The sequence below is a fragment of the Actinomycetospora flava genome, from assembly GCF_037400335.1.
Taxonomy (GTDB): Bacteria; Actinomycetota; Actinomycetes; order Mycobacteriales; family Pseudonocardiaceae; genus Actinomycetospora; species Actinomycetospora flava.
In genome coordinates, this window is record NZ_JBBEGM010000002.1 from 568,765 (window position 1) to 594,734 (window position 25,970).

24 protein-coding genes and 1 riboswitch are annotated in these 25,970 nt (G+C 74.1%); of the genes, 8 read left to right on the plus strand and 16 right to left on the minus strand.

Annotated elements, in window-relative coordinates:
• Nucleotides 1–36 precede the first annotated feature (36 nt).
• The gene (locus WCD58_RS09415) at nt 37–360 is read left to right on the plus strand and encodes a putative quinol monooxygenase (protein ID WP_337701938.1); all 324 of its coding nucleotides are present in this window, start codon (nt 37–39) and stop codon (nt 358–360) included.
• 64 nt (nt 361–424) lie between these two features.
• Here WCD58_RS09415 and WCD58_RS09420 read toward each other — a convergent pair whose 3' ends face one another.
• A complete protein-coding gene (locus WCD58_RS09420) occupies nt 425–1,876 on the minus strand; it encodes an MFS transporter (protein WP_337701940.1) in 1,452 nt (483 codons plus the stop codon).
• Between the two features lie 98 nt (nt 1,877–1,974).
• Between WCD58_RS09420 and WCD58_RS09425 the strand changes: the two genes are divergently transcribed.
• Both WCD58_RS09425 and WCD58_RS09430 read left to right on the plus strand, forming a co-directional pair.
• Nucleotides 1,975–2,499 carry a TetR/AcrR family transcriptional regulator gene (locus WCD58_RS09425; protein WP_337701942.1) on the plus strand — a complete coding sequence of 175 codons (525 nt, stop codon included), beginning with the start codon at nt 1,975–1,977 and terminating at the stop codon, nt 2,497–2,499.
• Between the two features lie 102 nt (nt 2,500–2,601).
• Entirely contained in the window at nt 2,602–2,964 is a 363-nt protein-coding gene (locus tag WCD58_RS09430; protein ID WP_337701944.1) for a DUF3040 domain-containing protein, read from the plus strand.
• 4 nt (nt 2,965–2,968) lie between these two features.
• Here WCD58_RS09430 and WCD58_RS09435 read toward each other — a convergent pair whose 3' ends face one another.
• Nucleotides 2,969–3,637 carry a Crp/Fnr family transcriptional regulator gene (locus WCD58_RS09435; RefSeq protein WP_337701946.1) on the minus strand — a complete coding sequence of 223 codons (669 nt, stop codon included), beginning with the start codon at nt 3,635–3,637 and terminating at the stop codon, nt 2,969–2,971.
• A gap of 146 nt (nt 3,638–3,783) precedes the next feature.
• Nucleotides 3,784–5,100, minus strand: coding sequence for an MFS transporter (locus WCD58_RS09440; RefSeq protein ID WP_337701948.1), 1,317 nt, complete (start codon nt 5,098–5,100; stop codon nt 3,784–3,786).
• Nucleotides 5,101–5,251: 151 nt separating this feature from the next.
• On the opposite strand from WCD58_RS09440, the gene WCD58_RS09445 reads away from it, so the two are divergent.
• Nucleotides 5,252–5,584 (plus strand): universal stress protein, encoded by a 333-nt coding sequence (locus tag WCD58_RS09445; protein WP_337701950.1) that lies wholly within the window; start codon nt 5,252–5,254, stop codon nt 5,582–5,584.
• An 8-nt stretch (nt 5,585–5,592) separates the two neighbouring features.
• On the opposite strand, the gene WCD58_RS09450 is transcribed toward WCD58_RS09445, so the two are convergent.
• Together WCD58_RS09450 and WCD58_RS09455 are read right to left on the minus strand one after the other, a co-directional pair.
• Entirely contained in the window at nt 5,593–6,621 is a 1,029-nt protein-coding gene (locus WCD58_RS09450; RefSeq protein ID WP_337701952.1) for a hemolysin family protein, read from the minus strand.
• Nucleotides 6,618–7,949, minus strand: a complete 1,332-nt coding sequence (locus WCD58_RS09455; RefSeq protein ID WP_337701954.1) for a hemolysin family protein — start codon at nt 7,947–7,949, stop codon at nt 6,618–6,620. Before WCD58_RS09455 ends, WCD58_RS09450 begins: the two co-directional genes overlap by 4 nt.
• Before the next feature lie 190 nt (nt 7,950–8,139).
• Here WCD58_RS09455 and WCD58_RS09460 point away from each other — a divergent pair, with 190 nt between their 5' ends.
• A complete protein-coding gene (locus WCD58_RS09460; protein WP_337701956.1) occupies nt 8,140–9,300 on the plus strand; it encodes an MFS transporter in 1,161 nt (386 codons plus the stop codon).
• Here WCD58_RS09460 and WCD58_RS09465 read toward each other — a convergent pair.
• From WCD58_RS09465 to kdpF, 6 genes are read right to left on the minus strand one after another with little or no spacing between them, the layout of a single operon-like run.
• Nucleotides 9,263–9,946 carry a response regulator gene (locus tag WCD58_RS09465; protein ID WP_337701958.1) on the minus strand — a complete coding sequence of 228 codons (684 nt, stop codon included), beginning with the start codon at nt 9,944–9,946 and terminating at the stop codon, nt 9,263–9,265. The genes WCD58_RS09460 and WCD58_RS09465 overlap by 38 nt on opposite strands.
• Nucleotides 9,943–12,486 carry a sensor histidine kinase gene (locus WCD58_RS09470; RefSeq protein WP_337701961.1) on the minus strand — a complete coding sequence of 848 codons (2,544 nt, stop codon included), beginning with the start codon at nt 12,484–12,486 and terminating at the stop codon, nt 9,943–9,945. The genes WCD58_RS09465 and WCD58_RS09470 overlap by 4 nt, the downstream gene beginning before the upstream one ends.
• A gap of 24 nt (nt 12,487–12,510) precedes the next feature.
• Nucleotides 12,511–13,197: a potassium-transporting ATPase subunit C gene (locus WCD58_RS09475; protein WP_337701963.1), complete on the minus strand. Its 687-nt coding sequence runs from the start codon at nt 13,195–13,197 to the stop codon at nt 12,511–12,513.
• A 5-nt stretch (nt 13,198–13,202) separates the two neighbouring features.
• Nucleotides 13,203–15,347 (minus strand): potassium-transporting ATPase subunit KdpB, encoded by a 2,145-nt coding sequence (gene kdpB, locus WCD58_RS09480; protein ID WP_337701965.1) that lies wholly within the window; start codon nt 15,345–15,347, stop codon nt 13,203–13,205.
• A complete protein-coding gene (gene kdpA, locus WCD58_RS09485; protein WP_337701967.1) occupies nt 15,344–16,981 on the minus strand; it encodes a potassium-transporting ATPase subunit KdpA in 1,638 nt (545 codons plus the stop codon). Before kdpA ends, kdpB begins: the two co-directional genes overlap by 4 nt.
• Nucleotides 16,981–17,073, minus strand: a complete 93-nt coding sequence (kdpF, locus tag WCD58_RS09490; protein ID WP_337701969.1) for a K(+)-transporting ATPase subunit F — start codon at nt 17,071–17,073, stop codon at nt 16,981–16,983. Before kdpF ends, kdpA begins: the two co-directional genes overlap by 1 nt.
• Nucleotides 17,074–17,391: 318 nt before the next feature.
• On the opposite strand from kdpF, the gene lysA reads away from it, so the two are divergent.
• Nucleotides 17,392–18,726: a diaminopimelate decarboxylase gene (gene lysA, locus WCD58_RS09495; protein ID WP_337701971.1), complete on the plus strand. Its 1,335-nt coding sequence runs from the start codon at nt 17,392–17,394 to the stop codon at nt 18,724–18,726.
• 15 nt (nt 18,727–18,741) lie between these two features.
• Nucleotides 18,742–19,344: a DJ-1/PfpI family protein gene (locus WCD58_RS09500; protein ID WP_337701973.1), complete on the plus strand. Its 603-nt coding sequence runs from the start codon at nt 18,742–18,744 to the stop codon at nt 19,342–19,344.
• A gap of 3 nt (nt 19,345–19,347) precedes the next feature.
• On the opposite strand, the gene WCD58_RS09505 is transcribed toward WCD58_RS09500, so the two are convergent.
• On the minus strand, nt 19,348–19,731 hold the full coding sequence (locus tag WCD58_RS09505) for an ACT domain-containing protein (RefSeq protein WP_337701975.1): 384 nt from the start codon (nt 19,729–19,731) through the stop codon (nt 19,348–19,350).
• A gap of 19 nt (nt 19,732–19,750) precedes the next feature.
• Nucleotides 19,751–19,965, plus strand: a riboswitch (cobalamin riboswitch).
• A gap of 139 nt (nt 19,966–20,104) precedes the next feature.
• On the opposite strand from WCD58_RS09505, the gene metE reads away from it, so the two are divergent.
• Nucleotides 20,105–22,360 carry a 5-methyltetrahydropteroyltriglutamate--homocysteine S-methyltransferase gene (gene metE / locus WCD58_RS09510; RefSeq protein WP_337702047.1) on the plus strand — a complete coding sequence of 752 codons (2,256 nt, stop codon included), beginning with the start codon at nt 20,105–20,107 and terminating at the stop codon, nt 22,358–22,360.
• A gap of 46 nt (nt 22,361–22,406) precedes the next feature.
• Here the strand turns inward: metE and WCD58_RS09515 are convergent, their stop codons facing one another.
• The 4 genes from WCD58_RS09515 to WCD58_RS09530 form a co-directional block, all read right to left on the minus strand.
• Nucleotides 22,407–23,021, minus strand: a complete 615-nt coding sequence (locus tag WCD58_RS09515) for a class F sortase (RefSeq protein WP_337701977.1) — start codon at nt 23,019–23,021, stop codon at nt 22,407–22,409.
• A gap of 2 nt (nt 23,022–23,023) precedes the next feature.
• Nucleotides 23,024–23,860 carry a hypothetical protein gene (locus WCD58_RS09520; protein WP_337701979.1) on the minus strand — a complete coding sequence of 279 codons (837 nt, stop codon included), beginning with the start codon at nt 23,858–23,860 and terminating at the stop codon, nt 23,024–23,026.
• 177 nt (nt 23,861–24,037) lie between these two features.
• A complete protein-coding gene (locus WCD58_RS09525) occupies nt 24,038–25,078 on the minus strand; it encodes an HTTM domain-containing protein (RefSeq protein ID WP_337701981.1) in 1,041 nt (346 codons plus the stop codon).
• Entirely contained in the window at nt 25,075–25,638 is a 564-nt protein-coding gene (locus WCD58_RS09530; protein WP_337701983.1) for a hypothetical protein, read from the minus strand. The genes WCD58_RS09525 and WCD58_RS09530 overlap by 4 nt, the downstream gene beginning before the upstream one ends.
• Between the last annotated feature and the right edge of the window lie 332 nt (nt 25,639–25,970).

Genomic DNA, 25,970 nt, shown 5'->3' on the forward strand with positions numbered 1-25,970 from the left:
TGCGACGTGATCCCAGTGGATGGAGAGAGACCTGCCGTGATCCTCATCAACGTCAAGTGGACGGTGAAGCCGGAGTACGCCGAGCAGTTCCCGTCGCTCGTCAAGGAGTTCACCGACGCGGTGCGCAAGGAGCCCGGGAACATCTTCTTCGAGTGGTCGCGGCACCTCGAGGAGGACAACACCTTCGTCCTCGTCGAGGCGTTCCAGGACGACGCCGGCGAGGCGCACGTCCAGTCGGACCACTTCCAGAAGTTCGTCGAGCAGGCGCCGGACTGGGTCTCCCGGAAGCCGAAGATCATCAACGTCCAGAACGTCCCGCAGGACGGCTGGGGCGAGATGGGCGAGGTCGCGCCGCGCTAGCCCGAACGGCGTCCGTGACGCCACACGCTCCCCGGCGAGCGCGTGGCGTTACGGACGTTCGGCGTCAGCGACGTGCCGCCGCTGACAGGGCGGGTTCCTCCACGCGTACCGCCGACCGGAGCATCCGCCAGGCGCCCAGGGCCGTGACCGCGAGGACCACCGCGCCGAGGGCCGAGGCGACCTGCATGCCGGCGGTGAAGGCGTCGCGGGCGGCGTCGACCGGGCCACCGTGGGCGAGCGCCCCGCCGAGCGTCTCCTGTCCGGTGCGGGCGGTGAAGACGGCGGCGGCGATGCTGCCCAGCACCGCGGTACCGAGCGCGCCGCCGAGCTCGTAGCCGGTCTCGGAGATCGCCGAGGCGGCGCCGGCGCGGTCGGCGGGGGCGGCGGCGAGGATGAGGTCGTTGGTCAGCGCCTCGGCGAGCGCCACCCCGCCGCCGAGGAGCACGAACCCCGCCACCACGGCGCCCAGCCCGCCGAACAGGCCGACGAGGGCGAGGCCCACCCCGGCGAACCCGAGCCCGGCGCCCACCAGGCCCGGCGCGGCGAAACGGCGCACCAGGCGCGTGGCCACCAGCGCGCCCGTCACGCCGGCGATCGAGCCCGGCAGCATCCACAGCGCCGCGGTCAGCGGACCGAGACCCAGCACCAGCTGCAGGTACTGCGGCAGCAGCACCAGAAGCCCGACCAGCGCGAACACGCCGAGCAGGTTGGTCACCACCGACACCGAGAACGGGCGGCGGGCGAACAGCTCCAGGTCGATCAGGGGGTGCTCCAGGCGCCGCTGGCGGCGCACGAACACCGCCCCGGCCGCGAACCCCACGACCGCCGCGACGCCGGCGCCGACCGTCGCACCCTCGGTGGCGAGCGTCTTCACGGCGGCCACCAGCGGGAACATCGCGACGAGCGAGAGCGCCGCCGAGGGCAGGTCGAACGGGCCCGGGTGCGGGTCGCGGCTCTCCGGCAGCACGCGCGGGCCGAGCGCGAGCAGGAGCAGGATCACCGGGACGTTGATCAGGAAGACCGAGCCCCACCAGAAGTGCTCGAGCAGGAAGCCGCCGACGACGGGCCCCGCGGCGGCGCCGCCGGAGAACGCGGCCGACCAGACGGCCACCGCGGTCGCGCGGCGCCGCGGCTCGGGGAAGGCGGTCTTGATCAGCGAGAACGTCGAGGGCATGAGCGTCGCGCCGCCGAGGCCGAGCAGGGCCCGGGCGACGACGAGCGTGCCCGCGGTCGGCGCGAACGCCGCGGCCACCGAGGCCACGCCGAACGCGGCGGCGCCCCACAGCAGCAGGCGCCGGCGCCCGATGCGGTCGCCGAGCGTGCCCATGGTGACCAGCAGGCCGGCGAGCACGAAGGAGTACGCGTCGACGATCCAGAGCTGCTCGGCCGCACCGGGGTCGAGGTCCTCGGTGAGGGCGGGCAGCGCCGCCCCGAGCACCGTCATGTCGATGCTGATCAGCAGCACCGGCAGCGTCAGGACGGCGAGCGCAACCCAGGGACTCGACCGGCGGGACATCGTCGCCTCCACGACTCACGAGCAGACTGCACCGTCCGGACGGTGTAGTTTCGGACGAGCACGAAACTACACCGGCTGGACGGTATAGCGTCACCGTCGTGCCTCGCCCGTCACAGCGCGATCGCATCCTCGACGCGTACACCGACCTCGTCGTGACCTCCGGTCCCGACACCGTCACCCTCGACGCCGTCGCCACGGCCGCCGGCGTGTCCAAGGGCGGGCTGCTCTACCACTTCGGGTCCCGGGAGGCCCTGCTCGACGGGCTCCTCGACCGGGCGCGGGAGCTCAACGACGCCGACCTCGCCACCGCGCGGGCCGCGCCGGAGGGCGTGGCGCGCTACTACCTGCGCACCTCGGTCGACGACCCCGCGGCGGACAGCGCGGTGTTCCGCGCCACAGTCGCCCTGATCAAGCTCGCGACCACCGAGCCGCGCGCCGCCGAGGCGACCCGCCGCTGTCTGGCGGGCTGGCGTGAGGCGCTGACCGAGGAGCTCGGCGACCCCTTCACCGCCGACCTCGTGGCCACCGTCGGCGACGGCATGTACCTGCGGGCCATCGTCGGCGACAGCAGCCCCGGCCTCGCCGACGCGACCGAGGAGGTGCTGGCGATGCTGCGCAGGTGAGTGGAATGGGTCGCCCTGGCGACCCATTCCGCTCACCTGGGCGCAGCCCCTCGTGGCCGACGACACGGTGCCGGCGGCGGCTTTCGTCCGCACTGTGGAGGGGTGGAGCCGCACGAGGAGCCCGGTCGCCCGCTCGAGGAGACCTCCGGGAACCCCGCCGACCGCCGACCCGACCCCGACGACGAGCGTTTCGACGGCATCGTCGCGCACCTGGCGCGCCAGGACCCGCGCTTCGTGCGCCGCGTCAGCGCCCCGCCGGCGGTGGGCCTCGGCGTCGGCGACCTCATGATCGTCGTGGGGCTGGTGTCCACCGTGCTGTTCGGCGTGGTCCCGCTCGCGATCGGCATCCACGCCGGGGTGACGTCGCTGATGGTCGTGGGCGCGCTGGGCTGCGTCCTGCTGCCCGCCGGGGCGCCGCTGGCGGTGCGCGCGTTCCTGCGCCGCCACCGCCCCCTGATGCCGTAGGGGCTCAGACCGCCACCGCGTCCACCCGCCGCCGCAGGCTCGGCAGGTCCCGGACGACGATGTTGCGCCCGTCTTTCTGCAGCACCCCTTCGGCGACGAGGCGGGAGAGCTCGCGGCTCGTCGTCACCCGCGTCAGGCCGACCATGAGCGCGAGCTCGTCGACGGGCGGGCGCACGCTCAGCCGCGCGGACGCGCCCAGCGCGTCCTCGCCGTAGGCCTCGACCAGGTGCCCCAGCAGGAGCGCGACCCGCTCGCGGGCGGGCAGGCCGTCGAGGTAGACGTGCAGGTGGAGCACCCGCTGCTTGTGGGCGACGCGCCGGATGACCTCGACGAGCAGCTCGGGGTCATCGCGTCCCGCCTCGATCACGGCGTCGCGCCCGATCGACAGGACGTCGCACGGCACGACGGCGGTCGCGGTCACCGGGTGCCCGCCGCCGTCGAAGCAGGGGCCCTCACCGAGGCTCGCGCCGGGCTCGGCCCACGAGATCACCCGGACCGTGCCGTCCGGGCGCAGCATGTGGATCCGGACCCGGCCGCGGACGAGGACGTGGAAGGTCGTCGAGGTGTCGCCCTGGCGGTAGAGGTGCTCGCCGGTGCGCACCCGCCGCGCGACGCCGAGGGCCTCGATGCGCCGGCTCACCGCCCCGGTCTCGGACAGCAGGAAGGGCGACACCGTGGGCGTCGGTACGACGGGCCGGGCCACGAGCGCCCCCTCTCGGACCGCCGTGGAGAGGCGGTCCGGGCAGGGTAAGCCGGACCGGCGCCCGTCGAAAGGGACGAAGCAGGCGCCGATCCGGCCGGGTTCCCCGGTCGGCGGCCTCAGGCCGTCGCGGGCTCGCTCGTGAGGCTGATGGACGCCGCGTCGGTGTCGGGCAGGGCGATGGTGCACAGCAGGCTCACGACCGACAGGCCGGCGAGCAGGACGCCGATCGCGAGGCTCGACCCGAGCCACGCGACCAGGGCGGTCGCGATCAGCGGCACGACACCGCCGCCGAGGACGCCGGCGAGGTTGTAGGCCATGCCCGCGCCGGTGTAGCGGTAGTGGGTCGGGAAGAGCTCCGGCAGCTGCGCCCCCTGGGGCCCGTAGGCCAGGCCGACGACGCCGAGCACGACGGACAGCCCGAGGCCGAACGCCCACCCCGTGCCGATGTCGAGGATCGGGAAGGCGATGAGGCCGCCGACCACGGAGAGGCTGTTGCCGATGATGATCATTCTTCGGCGCCCGACCCGGTCGGACAGGATCGCGCCGGCGATGGTCGTCGCGGCGAACACGAGGCCGCCGATGATGCCCATCGCGAGCACGGTGGTGCGCGGCAGCTCGAGCTGCTGGGTGCCGTAGCTCGTCAGGTAGGTGACGCCGATGTAGAAGAACGCGAACACCGCCATGGTCGACCCGGCGCCCAGCAGCACCCGGCCCAGGTGGGTGCTGAGCACCTCGGCGACCGGCATGCGCGTGCTCACGTTCTTGTCGCGGGACTTGAAGGCCGCGGTCTCGGTGATCGCCAGGCGCACGTAGAGCCCGACCGCGACGAGCAGGACGCTCGCGATGAACGGCACCCGCCAGCCCCAGGCCAGGAACGCCTCGTTGCTCATCGTCAGGGCGGTCGTCAGGAACGTCGCGCTGGCCAGGGCGAACGCCAGCGACGGGCCGAGCTGCGGGAACAGCGCGTACCGGCCGCGGGAGTTCCCCGGCGAGTTCTCGGCGGTGAGCAGCGTGGCGCCGGCCCACTCGCCGCCGACCGCGAGGCCCTGCAGGATGCGCAGCAGCACCAGCAGGATCGGGGCGAGGATGCCGATCGCGCCGGTGGTGGGCAGCAGGCCGATGGCCAGCGTCGAGAGGCCCATGAGGAGCAGCGTCGTCACCAGCGTGCGCTTGCGGCCGAGCTTGTCGCCGAAGTGGCCGAACAGCACCGACCCGAACGGGCGGGCGACGAACGCGACGCCGAAGGTCGCGAGCGCGAGCGCCGTGCCCGCCGCGGCGCCGAGCGTGGGGAAGAAGACCTTGTTGAACACGAGCGCGGCGGCGGTGCCGTAGATGAAGAAGTCGTAGAACTCGATGACCGTGCCGGTCATGCTCGCGATCGCGATGCGGCGCATCGGCGGTGGCGAGCTCGTCGTCGACGCGTCGCTGCTCACGGAACCTCCTGAACATTCGTACGGGCACACGGAGTGTCCGATTCAGGACAGGTTGCGGTCTGTATCACACACTACAGACGCCCGATCGTCCGTGTGCTGGGCACGGACGTCCCCCTGGGTGACGGGCGGGCGGAGGGGGTATGACAGCGCGATGACGATCCTGGTCGCGGTCACCGACGACCCCCAGGGCGCGGCGGCGCTCGAGGCCGCCCTGGCGGAGGGCGAGCGCCGGGCGACCGGGGTCGTGGCGCTGAACCTGCGCTCCGACCCGCTCGAGGTCCCCGACGGCGCCACCGTCGTCGACCGCCTGCTCGGGGTCGAGGACGGCGACGCCGTGCTGGAGCTGCTCGAGGAGGACACCGACGTCGACCTGCTCGTGGTCGGCGTCCGCCGCCGCAGCCCGGTCGGCAAGGCCCTGCTCGGTGACGTCACGCAACGGCTGCTGCTCGAGGCCGAGGTACCCGTGCTGGCCGTCAAGGCCTGACGGAGGACTCAGCGGCGCGCCCCCGCGTGGTGGATGTCGCCGACCAGCGCGGCGAGCACGTCGTCCATCGCCACGACGCTCGCGGGCAGCGTCCCGGGCTCGCCGACCAGTACGAGGTGCGCCCCGCTGCGCCGCATCTCGGTGAGCGCGTCGGCCAGGGACGTGTCCGCGTCCAGGGTGGCCAGCGGGCGCACGAGACGCTCGGGCACCGGGCGGTCGCGCGGCGGCGCCGGCGGGCCCAGCAGGTCCTTGACGTGCACGTACCCGTGCCAGCCGTGCTCGTCGCGCAGCGGCAGCCGCGAGAACCCGCGCGCGTGGGCGAGGGCCTCGAGCTCGGCGACCGTGGCGTCCGGCCGCGCGGTGACGACGTCGTCGACGGCGACACCTCCGAGCGTCGCCTCCGAAAACCCCAGTGCGCCGTGCACCAGCTCCGCCTCGTCCCGGTCGAGCAGGCCGTGGGCGCGCGACTGCTCGACCAGGTCGGCGACCTCGTCGCGGCTGAACGCGCTGGCCATCTCGTCGCGGGGCTCGACGCGCATCGCCCGCAGGGTGACGTTCGCCAGGCCGTTGAGCACCCACAGGAACGGGCGCAGCACGGTCACGATCACCACGAGCGGCGGGGTCAGCACGAGCGCCGCGCGGTCGGGCACGGCGAGCGCGATGTTCTTCGGCACCATCTCGCCGACCGTGACGTGCAGGAACACCACGATGAGCAGCGCGATCGCGAACGCCACCGGGTGCACCGCCGCCTCGGGCAGGCCGAGCGCGGCGAACGCGGGCTCGATGGCCGCGGCGACCGCCGGCTCGCCCAGGGCGCCGAGGCCCAGCGAGCAGATCGTGATGCCCAGCTGCGCGCCGGCCATCATCAGCGAGACGTTCTCCATGGCGCGCACGGTGACGCGCGCGGCCCGTGACGTCGCCGCCCGCGGCTCCAGCGAGGCACGGCGGGCGGAGATCAGGGCGAACTCGGCGCCCACGAAGAACGCGTTGACCGCCAGCAGCACGACGGCGGTGGCGATCCCGGCCCCGACGCTCACGCGAGCACCTCCAGTCGCACGGCCGTGACCCGCCAGCGTTCGGTCGTCTCGACCGTGAGGCGGACCTCGCGCTCCTCGACCTCGCCGAGCTCCTCGCCGGCGCGGGTCGCGGTGACGGTCACGGTGTCGCCCGGCGCGGGCACGCTGCCGAGGTGCTCGGCGAGCAGGCCGGCGAGGGTGTCGTACTCGGGCGACTCGGGCAGCGTCCAGCCGAGCAGCGCCGACGCCTCGTCGGGGCGCAGCCGGCCGTCGCAGCGCCAGGAGCCCTCGCCGAGACGTTCCCCGGGCGGCGTGCCCGGGTCGTGCTCGTCGCGGACCTCGCCGACGATCTCCTCCACCAGGTCCTCGAGCGTGACGAGGCCCGCGAGGTCGCCGTACTCGTCGACGACGAGCGCGAGCTGCACGTCGCCGGCGCGCAGCAGCGTCAGCAGGCGGTCGAGGTCGACGGTCTCGGGCACGACCTCGACCGGGCGGGCGAGCGTGCTCACCGGGGTGGCGGCGCGGTCGGCGTCCGCGACCCCGAGGGCGTCGCGGACCTGGACGACGCCGGGCTCGGCGGTGTCGTCCTCGAGCACGGGGAACCGCGAGCGCCCGGTGGCGGCGGCGCGCTCGAGCAGCGCCGTCACGGTGTCGGTGGGCGCCAGGGTCTCCATCGCGCCGCGCGGGGTCATGACGTCGGCGGCGTGGCGCTCGGTGAAGGCGAGCGTGCGCTGCACGAGCGTCGCGGTGCCGCCCTCGAGCGTGCCCTGGTCGGCCGAGCGCCGGACCAGCGAGAACAGCTCCTCCGCCGAGCGTGCCGAGGCGAGCTCCTCGGTGGGCTCCACGCCGACGGCGCGCACGAGCACGTTGGAGGTGTTGTTGAGCAGCGCCACCAGCGGGCGGGTCACCGTGGTGAACCCGCGCATGAGGCCCTGCACGGCGCGCGAGGTGCGCAGCGGCTGGGAGATGGCGAGGTTCTTGGGGACGAGCTCGCCGAAGATCATCGTCAGCGCCGTCGAGAGCACCAGCGCCACCGTCAGCGACACCGCCGACGCGGCGCCCTCGGGCAGCCCGAGGTCCGTGAGCGGCGGGGTGATCAGGCGCGCGATCGCGGGCTCGGCGAGGAAGCCGATCGCGAGGTTGGTGACGGTGATGCCCAGCTGGGCGGCGGAGAGCTGCGTGGACAGCGAGCGCAGGGCGGACAGGACTCCGCGGGAGCGGCGGTCGTGCTCGGCCTCGCGCTCGACCGTCGCGCGGTCGACGCCGACGAACGCGAACTCGGCCGCGACGAACACGCCGCAGGCGAGCACGAGCAGCGCCGCCGCGAGGAGCAGGAGGATCTCGGTCACGGGCGTCCGCCCGCGACGCTCGGTCGATGTCGGCGCCGGCGGCGGCGTCTCATGGGCTCCTCATCGGGATGGTCGAACCGGTCATCCGCGACAACGCACGGGTCCGCGTGCGAGTTCCCGGTGTGACGACGATCGGATTACCGGCGAGTATCGCTCCCGGCGCGAGCACCCGGTGATCCACGATCGGGTGGTGCGCTCCCCGGCCCTCCGCCTCACCGTCGCCGGCGCCGCGGTCGTGGGCGTGGCCTACGGCATGGGCCGCTACGCCTTCGGGCTCACGCTGCCCTCGCTGCGGGCCGACCCGTCGCTGTCCGACGGCGGGCTGTCCGACGCCGTCCTCGGCGTGATCGCCTCCGGCTCCTTCGCCGGCTACCTCGCGGGCCTGCTGCTCGCGCCGGTCGTCGGCCGCCGCGTCGGCCCGCGCGCCCCGACCACGGTCGGCAGCGCCTGCGGGCTCGTCGGCGGGGTGCTGGCGGCCACGGCGGTGTCGCCGGTCGTGCTGGCCGTCGGCGTGGTGCTGGCCGGCAGCGCCGCGGGCTGGGTGTGGGCGGCGTACTCGGACCTCGCCGCCGTGGTCGTCGACCCGCCGGCGCGCCCGCGCACGCTCGCGATCATCAGCACCGGCACCAGCGCGGGCCTCGTGGTGTCCGGGATCGTCGGGCTCCTGGTGCTCGGCGTCCCCGGGTGGCGGCTGGTCTGGGTGGCCATCGGCGTCGCCTCGGCGGCGACCGGCCTGCTCAACCTGCGCTGGACGCCTCGGGTGCCGCCGGCGGCGGGCGAACGGCCCGGTCGCATCGCGCTGCGCGGGCTCGGGGTGCCGGTGCTCTTCTCCGTCGCGTTCCACGTCGGGGTCACGACGTTCTTCACCTGGGCCGCCGACATGCTGCGCCGCGCCGCCCTCGCGCCGGGCTGGGCGCCGACGCTCTACGGGCTGGTGGGGATCGTCGGCCTCGTCGGGCTGGGCATCGGCGGCTGGTGCGCGCGGTTCGGCACCGTCCGCGTCGCCTCGGCCTGCCTGCTCTTCCTCGCGGCGTCGCTGACCGTGCTCGGCACCGGCGCGGGGTCGGGCGTCGTCGCGCTCGTGGCCGCGGCGATCTACGCGCCGGGGATCATGGGCGGCGCCGCTGTCCTCGCGGTGTGGACCGCCGAGATCGCGCCCGACCGCTCCGGGGAGGCGCTCACGGTGGTCGTCGCGGTCGGGGCGACGGCGGCGGTGGTCGCGCCGACCGTCGTGGGGCTGCTGCTGGGGATCGTGTCGCTGACCGCGGTCCTCGTCGGGCTCGCGGTGCTGCTCGTGCTGGCGGCCGGGGCACTCAGACTTCGAACCGGTACCCCCGCCCCGCCTCCGTGACGAGGTGCCGCGGCCGCGACGGGTCGGGCTCGAGCTTGCGCCGCAGGTGGGCGAGGTAGACGCGCAGGTAATGGCCCTCCGTACCGTACGCCGGGCCCCACACCTCGCGCAGCAGCTGCTGCTGGGTGACGAGCATCCCGGGGTGGCGCGCGAGGTGCTCGAGCACACCCCACTCGGTGGGGGAGAGGTGCACCTCCGCGCCGTCGCGCACGACCTTCTTCGCGACGAGGTCGACGGTGAAGCTCGCCGTCTCCACCACCGGCGTGCCGTCCGGGGTGACGACCGCGGCCCGGCGCACCGCCGCCCGCAGCCGGGCGAGCAGCTCGGGGACCCCGAAGGGCTTGGTGACGTAGTCGTCGGCGCCCGCGTCGAGGGCCGCGATCTTGTCGGCGGAGTCGGTGCGCGCCGACAGCACGATCACCGGGATCGCGCTCCAGCCCCGCAGGCCCTCCAGGACCTCGATCCCGGGCATGTCGGGCAGGCCGAGGTCGAGGATCACCACGTCGGGCGGCGGGTGCTCGGCGGCCGCGCGCAGGGCGGCGGCCCCGTCGGCGGCGAGCACGACGTGGTGCCCGTGAGCGGTGAGGTTGATCCGCAGCGTGCGCCGCAGGTGGGGGTCGTCGTCGACGACCAGCACACGGCTCACACCGGGACCGCCTGCCGGGCCGCCGGCAGCGCCAGCACCAGCGTCAGCCCGCCGCCGGGGGTGTCCTCGGCGTCGAGTGTGCCGCCCATCGCCTCGGTGAAGCCGCGCGCCACGTGCAGCCCGAGCCCGACGCCGGAGGCGGCCCGCCGGTCGCCGAGCTGCTGGAACGGTGCGAACAGCCGGTCGCGCTTCTTGCGGGGCACACCCGGGCCCGTGTCGACGACGCGCAGCTCGACCCGGTCGCCGTAGGCGCTCGCCCGCACCGCGACCGGACCGTCGCCGCCGTGGCGCAGCGCGTTGTCGACGAGGTTGGCGACGACGCGCTCGGCGAGCCCGGCGTCGGCCATGACGTCGGGCAGGTCCTCGGCGACCTCGACGACCACCCGGCCGGCGTCCACGTGCCCGCCCGCCAGCGCCGCGGCGACGACCTCGTCGAGGCCGACCGGTGCGCTCACCGGCGTGACGCCGCCGGCGGCCAGCCGGGAGGAGTCGAGCAGGTTGTCGACGAGGCCGGTGAGGCGGTCGGCGGACTCCTCGACCGTCGCCAGCAGCTCCTGGCGGTCGGCGGTGGACATGTGCAGCAGGGGGTCGCGCAGGCTGCCGGCGGCCGCCTTGATCGCGGTCAGCGGCGTGCGCAGGTCGTGGCCCACGGCCGAGAGCAGCGCGGTCCGCATGCCGGCGGAGTCGGCGCGGCGCTGCGCGTCGGTGGCCTCCGCCGCCATCCGCCGGTTGCGCAGGGCGAGCAGGGCCTGCCCGCTGACCGTCGCGAACAGGGCGCTCTCCTTCGCCGTGAGCGTGCGCCCGGTGCCCACCAGGTGCACGCCCTCGTCGATCTCGACGTCGACGTCGGCCTCGGCGGGCTTCGTGCACGGCGTGTCGCCCGTGCACGCGGTGATCTCCCAGCCGGCGTGCCCACTGCGCTCCATGAGCGCGACCGTCGTGAGCCCGAACGCCTCGCGCACCCGCTCGAGGAGCTTGGGCAGCGGATCGGACCGGGACAGCACGACCCGGGCGAACGACGTCAGCAGCGCCGCCTCGGTGCGCGCCGCGGCCGCCTGCGTCGCGCGCCGGTCGGCGCGGTCGACCACGGCGGCGACGAGCAGGGCGACGACCACCATGGACCCGATCGCGAAGGCGTTCTCCGGCTCCTGGACCGAGAGCGTGTAGAGCGGCGGCGTCAGGAACACGTTGAGCAGCAGGCCGCCGCCCAGCGCGGCGACGAGCGCGGGCGCGAGCCCGCCGATCATCGCCGTCACCACGGTGGCGAGGAAGAACAGCACGACGTCGGTGGACAGGTCGACCGACTCGCGCAGCACGACGCCGACGACGGTCGCGACCACCGGGAGGATCACCGCCGCCGGCCACCCGAAGGCGTGCCGGCGCGCGGGCAGCGACAGCCGCCGGCGCGGGGCGGGTCCCGCCTCGGCGTGGGTGACCAGGTGGACGTCGATCGTCCCGGACTGCGCGATCGTCCGGGCCCCGATCCCGGGATCCACCGCGCGGGCCCAGCGCGAGCGTCGCGAGGTGCCGAGCACCAGCTGGGTCGCGTTCGCGGCGCGGGCGAAGTCGAGCAGCGCGCCGGGGACGTCGTCGCCGACGACGGTGTGGAACGACGCGCCGACGTCCCCGGCGAGGCGGCGCAGCTCGACACCCGTCGTGCCCTGCGTCCTCGGGCCGGTCGTCAGCCCGTCGCTGCGCAGGACGAGCACGCACAGCAGGTCGGCCGACCCGGCGCGGCGGGCGATGCGCGCGGCCCGGCGCATGACCGTCGCGCTCTCGGGTCCGCCGGTGACCGCGACGACCACCCGCTCGCGGGCCTCCCACACCTCCTCGGTGCCCTCGTCGTGGCGGTGGCGCTGCAGGGCGACGTCGACCTGGTCGGCGACCCACAGCAGCGCGAGCTCGCGCAGCGCGATGAGGTTGCCGGTGCGGAAGTAGTTCGCCAGCGAGGCGTCGATCTTCTCCGGCCGGTAGATGTTGCCGTGGGCCATGCGCCGGCGCAGGGCCTCGGGCGTGATGTCGACCAGCTCGATCTGGTCGGCGGCGCGCACGACGGCGTCGGGGATCGTCTCGCGCTGGCGCACCCCGGTGATGCGCTCGACGACGTCGCCGAGCGACTCGAGGTGCTGCACGTTGACCGTGGAGATCACGTCGATGCCGGCCGCGAGCAGCTCCTCGACGTCCTCCCAGCGCTTGGCGTGCCGCGAACCCGGCGCGCAGGAGTGCGCGAGCTCGTCGACCACGCACACCTCCGGCGCGCGGGCGAGCACGGCGTCGACGTCGAGCTCGGTGAGCTCGGTGCCGCGGTGGTCGATCACCTTACGCGGCAGGACCTCGAGGCCCTCGAGCAGCTCGGCCGTCCGCGCCCGCCCGTGGGTCTCGACGAGCCCGACGACGACGTCGGTGCCGCGGTCGAGGCGGCGCCGGGCCTCGTTCAGCGCGGCGTAGGTCTTGCCGACGCCCGGCGCCGCGCCGAGGTGGATGCGCAGCTCACCTCGGCGCGGCCCCGACGGGCCGGACACCGCAGACGGGGAGGACACCTCCTCATCCTGCACCGGGACGCCCTACCGGATCCCCGGTGCGGCCGCGACGAGGGCCGCGTTGAGCTCCGGCACGTTCACCCGGGGCTCGCCCAGGAACCCGAGCGTGCGCCCGTCGGTGGCGTCGGCGACCAGCGCCCGCACCCGGTCCGCGGGCAGGCCGGTGACCTGCGCGACGCGGGTCGCCTGCTGCGCGGCGTACGCCGGGCTGATGTCCGGGTCGAGCCCCGAGCCGGACGCGGTGAGCGCGTCCGCGGGGATCGACGCCGGGTCGACGCCGTCGCGGGCCGCGATCGCCGCCCGGCGCTCCTCGACGGCGGTGCGCAGGTCCTCGGCGTCGGCGCCGAGGTTCGAGCCGCCCGAGGTCGTGGCGTCGGCGGGGCCGAGCCCCGCGGTCGCCTCGTCGGGCGCCGAGGCCGACGGCCGCGTGTGGAACCACGGGTCGGCGGCCGGGTTCGCCGCCACCGGGTCGATGCCGATGAGCGTCGGGGATCCCTCCGCGTTCTGGGACAGCCCCGGGATGCGGGAGACGCCCCAGACGACCGCCGGGTAGACGACGCCGAGGAGCACGGTGAGCACGAGCAGGACCCGCACCGCGGCGCCGGCCTGGCGCCGCAGCTGGCGGCTCGTGACGGCAGCCTCGTGGGAGACCTCCTCGACGTCGAACTCGTCGGCGGCCGAGGTGTGGGAGGAGGCGGTGGTGCTGGACATGGCGGTCACCCGATCCCCGGCACGAGCCGGACGACGAGGTCGATGAGGAAGATGCCCACGAACGGGACGACGATGCCGCCGAGCCCGTAGACGAGCAGGTTGCGGCGCAGCAGCCGGTCGGAGCTCGAGGGCCGGAAGCGCACGCCCCGCAGGGCGAGCGGGATCAGCGCCACGATCACCAGGGCGTTGAAGACGACCGCCGAGAGGATCGCCGACTGCGGCGTCGCGAGCTGCATGACGTTGAGCGCGGCGAGCTGGGGGAAGATCGCCAGGAACATCGCGGGCAGGATCGCGAAGTACTTCGCGAGGTCGTTGGCCAGCGAGAACGTGGTCAGCGCGCCGCGGGTGATCAGCATCTGCTTGCCGACCTCGACCACCCCGATGAGCTTGGTCGGGTCGGAGTCGAGGTCGACCATGTTGCCGGCCTCCTTGGCCGCGGTCGTCCCCGAGTTCATGGCGACGCCGACGTCGGCCTGCGCGAGGGCGGGCGCGTCGTTGGTGCCGTCGCCGGTCATGGCGACCATGCGCCCGCCGGCCTGCTCGCGGCGGATGAGGGCGAGCTTGTCCTCGGGTGTCGCCTCGGCCAGGAAGTCGTCGACGCCCGACTCGGCGGCGATCGCCCGCGCGGTCACCGGGTTGTCACCGGTGATCATGATCGTCTTGATGCCCATCGTGCGCAGCTCGGCGAACCGCTCCGCGATCCCCGGCTTGACGACGTCCGAGAGCTCGACGACCCCCAGCGCGCCCTCTTGTGAGTACTTCCCGGTGTCATGGGCCCGGAAAGTGCTCACACGGGAGGCGACCACCAGGGGCGTGCCGCCGCGCTCGGCGATCTCGGTCGCGATGGCCTCGAGGCGGGCGCGGTCACGGTCGTCGCCGATCCACGCGATGACCGCGGACGTCGCGCCCTTGCGCACCTCGCGACCGTCGATGTCCAGGCCGGACATGCGGGTGGTCGCGCTGAACGGCACGAACTCCGCCGCGGCCTCGTCGGCCGTCGCCTCCGCGGAGAGCCCGTGGTCGCGCGCGACGAGCTCGACGATCGAGCGCCCCTCGGGCGTGGTGTCGGCCAGGCTCGCGAGCCGGGCCGCGGCGGCGAGGTCGGCCACCGGGACGCCGTCCAACGGATGCAGCGCCGTCGCCCGGCGGTTGCCGTAGGTGATGGTGCCGGTCTTGTCGAGCAGCAGCGTCGACACGTCGCCGGCGGCCTCCACGGCGCGGCCCGAGGTGGCGAGCACGTTGCGCTGCACGAGCCGGTCCATCCCGGCGATGCCGATGGCCGAGAGCAGCGCGCCGATCGTCGTCGGGATGAGGCAGACCAGCAGGGCCACCAGCACCACGAGCGACTGCAGCTGGCCGGAGTAGCCGGCCATCGGCTGCAGCGTCACCACCGCGAGCAGGAAGATGATCGTCAGGGCCGAGAGCAGGATCGTCAGCGCGATCTCGTTCGGCGTCTTCTGCCGCTGCGCGCCCTCGACCAGCGCGATCATCCGGTCGACGAACGATTCGCCCGGCTTTGCGGTGATCCGCACGACGATGCGGTCCGACAGCACGGTGGTGCCGCCCGTGACCGAGGAGAAGTCGCCGCCGGACTCCCGCACCACGGGGGCGGACTCGCCGGTGATCGCCGACTCGTCGACGGTGGCGATGCCCTCGACGATCTCGCCGTCACCGGGGATCGTCTGCCCGGCCTCGACGACGACCAGGTCGTCGACGCGCAGGTCGTTGGCGGCCACCTCCTCGATGGTCCGGCCCCGCTCCGCTGCGCGTCCCGGCTCGCCGACCTGCCGGTACGCCACCGTGTCGGTGCGCGTGGCCCGCAGCGCGTCGGCCTGGGCGCGCCCGCGACCCTCCGCGACGGCCTCGGCGAGGTTGGCGAACACGACGGTGAACCACAGCCAGATCGCGATCAGCCACGCGAACACGCTGGGGTCGACGATCGCCGCCACGGTGACGACGACCGAGCCGACCCACACCACGAACATGACGGGGTTGCGCACCTGGTGGCGCGGGTCGAGCTTGCGCAGCGCCGTGGGGAGCGACTCGAGCAGCTGCGCGGGCCGGAACGCGCCGGCGCCGACCGCCCGCCCGGTGCGGGACGCGTGGAGCTCCTCGGCCTCGGCCGGGGAGCGGTGAGCAACGGCGGTCACGCCAATCCCTCCGCGATGGGACTCAGTGCCAGGGCAGGCAGGAAGGTGATCGCCGCGACCAGCACGATCGTGCCGGCGACGAGCACCGAGAACAGGGGGGTGCCGGTCGAGAGCGTCCCGGAGGACGGCGCGACCCGGGGCTGGCGGGCGAGCAGCCCGGCCAGGGCGAGGACGGCGACGATCGGCAGGAAGCGGCCGAGCAGCATCGCGATCCCGAGCGCGGTCTGGAAGAACCCGCTGGTGACCGTGAGGCCGCCGAACGCCGAGCCGTTGTTGTTCGCGGCCGACGCGAACGCGTAGAAGACCTCGGACAGGCCGTGCGGGCCGGAGTTCGTCATCGCGTCGCCGGTGCCCGGCAGGGCGATGGCCAGGCCGGTGCCGAGGAGCACCAGCGCGGGCATCGTCAGCGTGACGACCACCGCGCACGTCACCTCGCGGCGCCCGAGGCGCTTGCCGAGGTACTCCGGGGTCCGTCCGACCATCAGCCCGGCGAGGAACACCGCGATGATCGCGATGATGAGGATCCCGTAGAGCCCCGCGCCGACGCCGCCCGGAGTCATCTCCGAGAACAGCATGTTCAGCAGCGTCCCGCCGCCCCCGAAGGCCGAGTAGCTGTCGTGCAGCGAGTTGACCGCGCCGGTCGACGTGCCGGTGGTGGTGTTCGCGAACAGGGCCGAGCCGGGGATGCCGAACCGGACCTCCTTGCCCTCCAGGTTCGCCCCGGCGAACGAGGCGCTGGTGGCCTCCGCGCTCCAGATCACCGCGAGCATGACGCCCCACAGGCCGCCCATGACGGCGAGCAGCGAGACACCCTGGCGGACCGAGCCGACCATCTGCCCGAACATCCGGGTCATCGCGACCGGGATGACGAGCATCAGGAAGATCTCGATGAGGTTCGAGAACGGGTTCGGGTTCTCGAACGGGTGCGCGGAGTTGGCGTTGAGGATGCCGCCGCCGTTGGTCCCGAGCTGCTTGATGGCCTCCTGGGACGCGGCCGGGGCGATCGCGGCCGTGGACGAGCCCCCGTCCGGGCCGACGAGGTCGACACCCGAGCGCAGGCTCATGACGACGCCGGTCGCGACGAGCGCGACCGCGGCGAGCGTCGCGATCGGCAGCAGGATCCGTGTGCAGCCGCGGACGATGTCGACCCACGCGTTGCCGAGCCGCTCGGTGCGGCTGCGGACGAACCCACGGATCAGCGCGACCGCGACGGCCATGCCGACGGCGGCCGAGACGAAGTTCTGGACGGCCAGGCCGGCCAGCTGGACCGTGTGGCCCATGGTCGTCTCGGGGACGTAGGACTGCCAGTTGGTGTTGGTGACGAAGGAGATCGCGGTGTTGAACGCGACGCCGGGCTCCACCGCCCCGCGGTCGAACGACCACGGCAGCAGCGTCTGGAGGCGCTGCATCAGGTAGAGCAGGACGATGCCGGCGAACGAGAACGCGAGGATCGCGACGGCGTAGGTGCTCGCCCGCTGCTCGGAGCGGGGGTCGACGCGCACGATGCGGTAGAGGACACGCTCGACGCCCCAGTCGCGCTCGTCGGTGTAGACGCGCGCCATCCAGTCCCCGAGGGGACGCCAGACCGCCGCCAGGAGCACGAGCAGGACGAGGACCTGCAGGAGGCCGGCCATCAGAACCGCTCCGGGCGCAGCAGCGCGATCACGAGGTAGATCAGGAGGCCGAGGGCGACCAGACCGCCGATCACGTCGGCGAGCGCGTTCACAGTCGGTCCAGCCCGCGGACGGCGAGCAGGAGGACCGCGAAGACCGCGATCACCACGCCCGCGAAGAGGAGGTCGAGCACCGGATTCCCTTCGGTCGAGGCGCCGCCTCGCTGGCGGCGCGCCGACCGCCGAGAGTGCGCTCGGTGGGGGGCCTGCACACCCGCATTGACGCGTCGTTGACGGCCCGGGGCGGAGTTTTCACGGCCTCGCACCCGGGTGTGAGGCGCGCTACCGGCAGCTCGTCACGATCGGCGGCGACGCCGTCGACGACGCGCAAACGCGGACCTCGATCGGGCGGCCGCGACGCACCATCGCCGCGTGACCCTCGAGACGCTCATCCCCAGCCTGCGCAGCAGCCTCTACCAGCGCCTGGACCCCGCGACGTGGCCGCTGACCGCCCGCTCCGCCGACCACGGCGACGTCGCCGTCGGCGGGGTCGCGCTGCGCGAGCTGGCCGCCCGGTTCGGCACCCCGGCCTACGTGCTCGACACCGAGGACGTGCGGGCCCGCTGCCGCGCGTACCGGCGCGCGCTGCCCGACGTCGACGTGTCCTACGCCGGCAAGGCGTTCCTGTGCCGGGCGATGGCGGGTCTGGTGGCCGAGGAGGGGCTCGGCGTCGACGTCTGCTCGGCCGGCGAGCTGGCCGTGGCGCTGCGGGCGGGGGTCGCGCCGCACCGCCTGGTCCTGCACGGCAACGCGAAGACCGGTCAGGAGCTGGCCACCGCGGTCGCGGCCGGCGTCGGGCGGGTCGTCGTGGACTCCGCCGACGAGGTGGACCGGCTCGCCGCGGTGTCCAGCCCCGCGGGGTACGTCCAGCACGTCCTGCTGCGCATCGCCCCCGGCGTCGAGGCCGGCGGGCACCCGTCGGTGGCCACCGGCGGCGACGACCAGAAGTTCGGCGTCCCGCTCGCCGACGCGCCCGGGGTCGCCGGGCGCATCCTGTCCCGCCCCGGCCTGCGGCTCGTCGGGCTGCACACCCATCTCGGCTCGCGGATCCGCGACACCGGCCCGTGGGAGCGCGCGCTGCCCGCACTGCTCGACCTGGTCGCCGAGATCGCCGCCCGGCACGACGTGACCCTCGACGAGCTCTCGCTCGGCGGAGGCCACGGTGTCGGTCCCGGGGAGGAGTTCGACCTCGACGGCTTCGCGCGGCGCATCCCGTCGGCGGTGCGACGCGGGTGCGCGCTGCGCGGGCTGCCCGCGCTGCGCCTGGCCGTGGAGCCGGGGCGCGCGCTCGTCGCGCGGGCCGGGGTGACGCTCTACCGCGTCGTCGGTACCAAGCACGCGGGGTCGGGGCGCTGGTTCGTCGCCGTCGACGGCGGGATGAGCGACAACCCCCGCCCGGCGCTCTACGGTGCGCGCTACGACGTGCACCTCGTCGGGCGCTCGACGGCGGCGCCCTGGGCGCCCGCGACCGTGGTCGGGCGGCACTGCGAGTCGGGCGACGTGCTCGCCCGCGACGTCACGCTGCCCGCCGACGTCGCCGCCGGCGACGTGCTCGCGGTGCCCGGCACCGGCGCGTACCACCACTCCATGGCCTCGACCTACAACCTGGTGCCCCGACCACCGGTGGTCGCCGTGGCCGACGGGACGGCCCGCGAGATCGTGCGCCGCGAGACCGTCACCGACCTCATGGCCCGCGATCTCGGGTAGCGGCATGCTGTACCCGTGAGCGCGCCTGCGGAGCGGTGGATCGGGATCCTGCTGTTCACCGACGTCGAGGAGCTAGACGCCGTGGGGCCGTGGGAGGTGCTGTCGTGGTGGACGGCGAACTTCCCGGACGACGGCTTCCGGGTCACGACGTTCTCGGTCGACGGCGAGGCGGTGCGCTGCGCGAAGGGGATGACGATCGTCCCCGACCGCGGGACGGCGAACCTCCCGGCGCTCGAGGTGCTGGTGCACCCCGGCGGCCGCGGCACCCGCCCGCAGCTGGAGGACGCCGAGCACCTCGAGCGCGTCCGGGCATGGCGCCGCGACGTGCCGCTGATGACGAGCGTGTGCACCGGCTCGCTCGTCTACGCCGCCGCGGGCCTGCTCACCGGCCGGCCCGCGACCACGCACTGGCGCTCGCTCGACGTCCTGGGCGAGCTGGACCCGACCATCGAGGTGCGCCGGGAGGACCGCTGGGTCGACGACGGCGACGTCGTCACGAGCTCCGGGGTGTCGGCGGGCATCGACATGGCGCTGCACCTCGTCGCGCGCCTGGTCGGTCCGGAGCGCGCGGCGGAGGTCAGGCGCGGCATCCAGTACGACCCGGCGCCGCCGGTCTGACGGTCAGCTCCCGGCGAGCTCCCGCAGCACCGCCATCGCGTCGTGGCGGCGGTCCCACGGCACGAACAGGTGGTCGTGGTGGAAGCCGGCGACGGGGTTGGTGCTGATGCCCGCGTCGGTGAGCGCGCGGGCGACGGCGGCGAGGAACCCGACGGCCTCGAGCGCCGAGTGCACGCGCAGCGTGATGCCGGCGCAGGGGAACTCGCCGGCGAGGCCGTGGGCGTCGGCGTCGTCGGCGGTGACGATCGCGGAGAGCCCTTCGGCCTCGCGGATCGTCGCGAGCGGGTCGAGGCCGGCGGGCGGGTCGGTGACGAACACGTAGCGCGCAGGGTGCAGGAGCGGCTCCATGCCGGCCAGCAGACGGGGGAGATCGGTGTCACCGGGCACGCGCCGATCCTCCCGGGTTAGGGTCCGAGGCGCTGGTGGTTCCCGGTCCGTCCGCGCGGGCGGTCCGGGTGGCAACAGGGAACCCGGTGCGAATCCGGGACTGCCCCGCAGCGGTGAGTGGGAACGACCGCCGTCACACAGCACTGGGCGCGAGCCTGGGAAGCGACGGCCAGTAGGAGGCGCACCCGCGCCACGCCCGCGAGTCCGAAGACCTGCCATCGGTGCGCGTGCCGAGATCCGGTGCGCGCGGCAGCGCGGTCTCGCGGGCGGACCCGTCGCATCCCGGCACCCTCGGGCGCCGGCGTGCCGCACCCACCTGCGCGACCTCGCGAGCCTCCACCGCTCGACGAGGAGAAGAGCTGTGTCAGGTGCATTGTCCGGCCCCATCGGGGCCACCGTCCTGGGCTACCCGCGGATCGGCCCGCGCCGCGAGCTGAAGAAGGCCCTCGAGGCCTACTGGAAGGGCGCGAGCAGCGTCGGCGACCTCGAGCAGGTCGCTGCCGACCTGCGGGCGCGGACCTATCGCGAGCTCGCCGGGCTGGACTCCCAGCCGACGGGCACGTTCTCGTACTACGACCACGTCCTCGACGTCACCGCGATGCTCGACGCCGTCCCGCCGCGGTTCCGCCCGGACGGGCGCCGCGAGGGCACGGCGCTCGACGAGTACTTCGCGATGGCGCGCGGCACCACGACCGCCGCGCCGCTCGAGATGACCAAGTGGTTCGACACCAACTACCACTACCTCGTGCCCGAGATCGGGCCCGACACGACGATCCGGCTCGCCGACACGACGCCGGTGGAGCGGGTCCGCGAGGCCGCGGCCGCCGGGGTCGCCGCCCCGCGCCCGGCGCTCGTCGGACCCGTGACCTACCTGCTGCTCGCGAAGGCCGCCGACGGGTCGCCGGAGGGCTTCTCGCCGCTCGCGCGCCTCGACGACGTCGTCGAGGTGTACGCGCAGCTGCTGGCGGAGCTCGCCGACGCCGGCGCCGCGTGGGTGCAGCTCGACGAGTCGGCGTTCGTCGCCGACCGGTCCGACGAGGAGCTGGCGGCGCTGCGCCGCGCCTACGACCGCCTCGCCGGCACGCCCGACCGCCCGCGCATCCTCGTCCCGTTCTCCTACGGCGATCCCGGGCCGGCGCTGGACGCCCTCGCGGAGAGTCCGGTCGACGGCGTCGCCCTCGACCTGGTCACCGCGCCGCAGCTCGCCGACCGCGTCGCCGGCCTGCCCGCCCTGCGGCAGAAGACCGTGGTCGCCGGGCTCGTCGACGGCCGCAACGTCTGGCGCGCCGACCTCGGCGGGGCGCTGGCGCGGGCGGCGACGCTGCTGGGGTCGGTCGGCGACCTCGCGGTGTCGTCGTCGTGCTCGCTACTGCACGTCCCCTACGACGTGACCGTCGAGGAGAAGCTCGAGCCGGCCGTCGTCGCCCGGCTCGCGTTCGCGCGCCAGAAGCTCGACGAGGTGGTGGCGCTCGGCCGGGCGCTGCGCTCCGGGGAGCACGGGGTGGACGCGGACGCGGCGGGGTCGGCCGCGGTCGCCGTCGACGAGGCGGTGCGGGCGCGGGTCGCGTCGGTCGAACCGGCCGACCGCACCCGCCCGGACTACCCGGTGCGCGCCAAGGCGCAGCGGGAGCGGCTCGGGCTGCCGCCGCTGCCGACCACGACGATCGGCTCGTTCCCGCAGACCGCCGACGTGCGCAGGGCGCGCGCCGACTGGGCGAACGGCCGCATCGACGACGCCGAGTACACCCGCCGGATGCGCTCGGAGATCGAGCGCGTCGTGCGGCTGCAGGAGGCGATCGGGCTGGACGTGCTGGTGCACGGCGAGCCCGAGCGCAACGACATGGTGCAGTACTTCGCGGACAACCTGCCCGGCTTCGCGACCACCGCGCTGGGCTGGGTGCAGTCGTACGGCTCGCGCTGCGTGCGCCCGCCGATCCTGCACGGCGACGTCTCGCGCCCGCAGCCGATCACGGTGGAGTGGGCGCGGTACGCGCAGTCGCTGTCGCCGCAGCCGGTCAAGGGCATGCTGACCGGACCGGTGACGATCCTGGCGTGGTCGTTCGTGCGCGACGACCAGCCGCTCGCGCAGACCGCCGACCAGGTGGCGCTGGCACTGCGCGACGAGATCGCCGACCTCGAGGCCGCCGGCATCGGCATCGTCCAGGTCGACGAGGCCGCGCTGCGCGAGCTGCTGCCGCCGCGGCGCGCCGACCGGGGCGCCTACCTCGACTGGGCCGTGGGGTCGTTCCGCCTGGCCACGGGCGGCGCGGCGGAGGAGACGCAGGTGCACACGCACCTGTGCTACTCGGAGTTCGGCGACGTCATCGACGCGATCGACGGCCTGGACGCCGACGTGACGACGATCGAGGCGGCGCGCTCGCGGATGGAGGTGCTCGCCGACCTCGAGGCGGTCGGCTACTCCCGCGGCGTCGGGCCGGGCGTCTACGACATCCACTCGCCGCGCGTGCCCGAACGCGGGGAGATCGCCGCGCTGATCGCCGAGGCGCAGCGCGTCGTGCCGGACGACCGGCTCTGGGTGAACCCCGACTGCGGGCTGAAGACCCGCGGCTACGAGGAGGTCGAGCTGACCCTGCGCGCGATGGTCGAGGCGGCCCGGGCGGCCCGCTGACAGACGAGCCGCGGGACCCGGGGCGACCCGGGTCCCGCGGCGTCCGTCAGACCTTCTGCACCTCGACGAAGTCGGCGTAGACGATCACGTTGGACCGGTACGACCGGGCGCCCCGGTCGTAGTCCCCGCCGCAGGTGATGAGCCGCAGCTGGGGGTTCGCCGTGTCGTTGTAGACCGCGTCCGTCGGGAACGAGTCCTTCGGGATGGTCTCGACCCGCGCCACCTCGAACACGGCGCGCTGACCGTCCGCGCGGTCGACGAACACCTGGGCGCCGGCGACGACGTCCTTGAGGTTGGCGAAGATCCCGGGCTGCCCGCCGCCGTTGACGTGGCCGAGGATCACGCTCGGGCCGACCTCGCCGGGCGTCGGGCTCTGGTCGAACCACGACGCCTGCATGGGCTGGGAGACCGGCGGCACCTCGAGGCTGCCGTTCTCCTGGAGCCCGGTCGGGACGAGGTCCGACTCCGCCGAGATCGACGGCACCGTCACCTTCGTCGGGGCCGACGACGTCAGCGGGGCCGGCGAGTTCGGGCCGGACGAGCCCGAGTTCGCACCGGCGATCAGCGCGAGGAGGACCAGCACGACGATCAGGAAGATCGAGATGTTGGTCATCGACGGCCCGGACTTCTTGGTGTCCGGGTCCTTCTCGGTGACGGCCACCGTCAGTTACCCGTGTCCACGCCGCCGGAGGGGACGCGCTTGACCTGCGTCGCGTGGACCTCGCCGACGGGGCGGTAGTCGTACCAGTAGTGGCCGACGGAGTAGTTGTAGTAGCAGCTGACGCTGGTGTAGCCGCCCCGGTGGTAGCCGGAGCCACCGCTGTACCCGGAGTCGTAGCCCTCGCCACGGTCGGTGGTCGTGAGGCTGTTCGGGCCCTCGTCCAGGTCGGAGTCGTCGGACGTGCCCGAGTCGGCGGTCGGCTCGGCCCGCAGGTTCTGCGTGCTCAGGCCACCGATCAAGCCGGAGGTGGCTCCGGACGTCGCGCCGGACGTCGAGCCGGAGGTGGCCCCGGACGTCGAGCCGGAGGTGGCCCCGGAGGTCGACCCACTCGTCGAGCCGCTCGTCGAGCCGCTGGTGGCGCCCGAGGTGGCGCCCGAGGTGGCGCCCGAGGTGGCGCCCGAGGTGGCGCCCGAGGTGGCCGTGTCGAGGGCGCCTGTCAGGGGGTCGGTCGCGGTGTCGAGCGCGTCGGTCAGCGGGTCGGTCGCGGTGTCGAGCGCGTCGGTGAGGGGGTCGGTCGCGGTGTCGAGCGCGTCCGTCAGCGGATCGGTGGCGCTGTCCAGCGGGTTGTCCGTGGTGCTGTCCGTGGTGCTGTCGGTCGTGCTGTCTGTGCTGTTGTCGGTGGAGCCGTCATGGTGCGGATGGTGGTACGTCGACACCGAGACGCACGTGTCGCCCGAGTTGTAGTCGGTCGCCGACGCCGATCCGACGCCCAGGGAACCGATGAGCAGCACCCCGGCTCCGAGCACCAAGAACCGGCGCCCCTTGTCCTGACTCGTCATGCCCTTCTCTCCGTCCCCGGCCCTCGCCGGCCTGGTCTCGTGCACTGACCGTCGCCCCGTCGACGCTGACGTGTCGCCTGTCACCCATTCGGTGTTACTCAGAAGTCGCGTCGTGACCGAAGCGTTAGCTCCCGTGTTGTACAGCGGCTTCGTCTGACGGCACCCCCGGCGCTCCGCTCATTGCGGGGCAGTCGCGTGCGCCGTCCGCGGGGCCTCGGTGATCCCGACCGGGGCGTGCTCGACGTCCGCGGGCGCTCGTGCTTCCGGGACGGACTCCGTCGGCGCTGCTGCTGCTCCCTGGGGGCTCCTCCGGCGTCGGCGCTCCAGCCGGTCGCGCATCCCCAGCAGGACCTGTTCCGCACGATCCGGCGGGACGAAGGCGAGGTAGAGCGTCACGATCGTGGCGCTGAAGAAGCCGACCGCGAGGGTGAGCTCGATCGAGAGGTGCAGGAGCACGCCGAGGGTCAGCACCCAGGGTCGGGCGGCTCGGTTCCAGACGAGGATGCCGATCGCGAGCTCGGTGGCGAGCGTTCCGAAGGTCGCCAGCTCCATGAGCACCGGGGAGTCGGTCAGGAAGGTCGGGACCGGGATCCGACTGACCTCACCGATGCGCACCGCGTAGGAGACAGCCGTGCCGTCACGCCAGCCCGCGCCGGCCGCCTTCTCCCACACCGTGGAGATGTAGATGACGCTGAGCTGGATCTGCGCGAGCCGCAGCGCCCAGGGCGCCCGGCGAGGGAAGGTCCACATCCCCGCCCGGTCGGTGCGCCACTTGTCCACCGACACCGCGGACCCGGCCGGCATCAGGAGCACGTAGAACGCGACGAGTCGCAGGAGACCGTCGCCCGCGTTGAAGGCGAGCGGCGCCGTCCGGGTCACCGACATGACGACGACGAAGACGACCAGGGCCGCCACCCGGGTGCGGAACCCGACCATCAGCGCGACGGCGCCGAGCAGGCCCGCGAGCCACAGCACCCAGATCAGCGGGGAGCCCTGGACCAGCGTGAACAGGGTCCAGCCCCCGAACGGCAGCTCCACTCGGGGCGGGATGACGCCGCGGTCGCCGAAGAAGGGATCGAGGACCGGGACGAGCGAGAGCATCCAGATCGTCGCGACGAGCCCGAAACCGATGCGCAGGAGCTCGACCGGCGCCGTCGACTGCGGCGCGAACCAGAACCGTTCCCATCCCGCACGGAGACGGACCCAGGGCGCCGTCATCGCCGGCCCACCGGGGTCGAGAAGAACGAGATCTCCCGGTCGCTCCCGGCAGCGGGAGGTGGGCCGCCCGGCGGCGCGTTGACGTGGACGATGCGGAGCAGCGTCACGCGGACCGGCTCGTGGCCAGCGGCCCGGTCCTGGTCGGCGATGTAGCCGGCGAACGCCGTGCGCTCCCGCTCGGCGCCCCGCTTCTTCCACAGCTGCTCGCCGTACTTGCGCCAGCGGTAGTCCCAGTACTCCGCGACCCCGTTGCTGCCCTCCAGCGGGTAGACGCCGACACCTCCGTCCGCCCGGTCGACCCGGGCGACGACGTCGTTCGTCGTGCGGGGCGGGCTGGGCGCGAACACACCCCACGACTGGTCGAGGCCGGTGGCGAGGAGGTAGGGCTGGGTGAGCTCGAAGAGACCGGCCTTGATCTCCGACCTCGGGGCGGTGGTCGCGAGCATCCCCAGCAGGGTCAGCACGACGAACGCCGAGATCGCGAGGCGCTTGCCGGGGGTCATGGACCCCGTCTCGTCCGAGTCCTCGGACGGGGTGTCCGTCTCCAGCGTCGTCGCCACGATGTCTCCCCGAAGCTCCCCGACCGGCATGTCGTCCTGGAAGGGATCGGCGGAACGCGCTGAGCGTTACGGAGCAGAGGGATTCCGCCGTCGGGCACGCCATCGTCGGCGGGACGCCGAGATCACCCCAGGTGCTCCTCCGGGGCGATGTCGTCGACCGGCGGGAGCACCGGGGGCGATCTTGGGCCGAGCGACGGCGGGCTCGGCTCGCGAGGGGCACGCTGCGCCTCCCGCCACTCTTGTCGATCATGAGAAGCGTGCCGGTCGTGGCGTCCGGGACGCCATGATCGCCCCTGGTGCTCCGCCGACCCGATCTCACGGGGTCTCCGGAG

Excerpts from the sequence above, each read along its gene's own strand:
- WCD58_RS09420 (WP_337701940.1), bottom strand. The coding sequence starts at position 1,876 with ATGTCCCGCCGGTCGAGTCCCTGGGTTGCGCTCGCCGTCCTGACGCTG.
- WCD58_RS09445 (WP_337701950.1), top strand. The coding sequence starts at position 5,252 with ATGACGATCCTGGTCGCGGTCACCGACGACCCCCAGGGCGCGGCGGCG.
- WCD58_RS09475 (WP_337701963.1), bottom strand. The coding sequence starts at position 13,197 with ATGTCCAGCACCACCGCCTCCTCCCACACCTCGGCCGCCGACGAGTTC.
- kdpA (WP_337701967.1), bottom strand. The coding sequence starts at position 16,981 with ATGGCCGGCCTCCTGCAGGTCCTCGTCCTGCTCGTGCTCCTGGCGGCG.
- WCD58_RS09520 (WP_337701979.1), bottom strand. The coding sequence starts at position 23,860 with ATGACGAGTCAGGACAAGGGGCGCCGGTTCTTGGTGCTCGGAGCCGGG.
- WCD58_RS09525 (WP_337701981.1), bottom strand. The coding sequence starts at position 25,078 with ATGACGGCGCCCTGGGTCCGTCTCCGTGCGGGATGGGAACGGTTCTGG.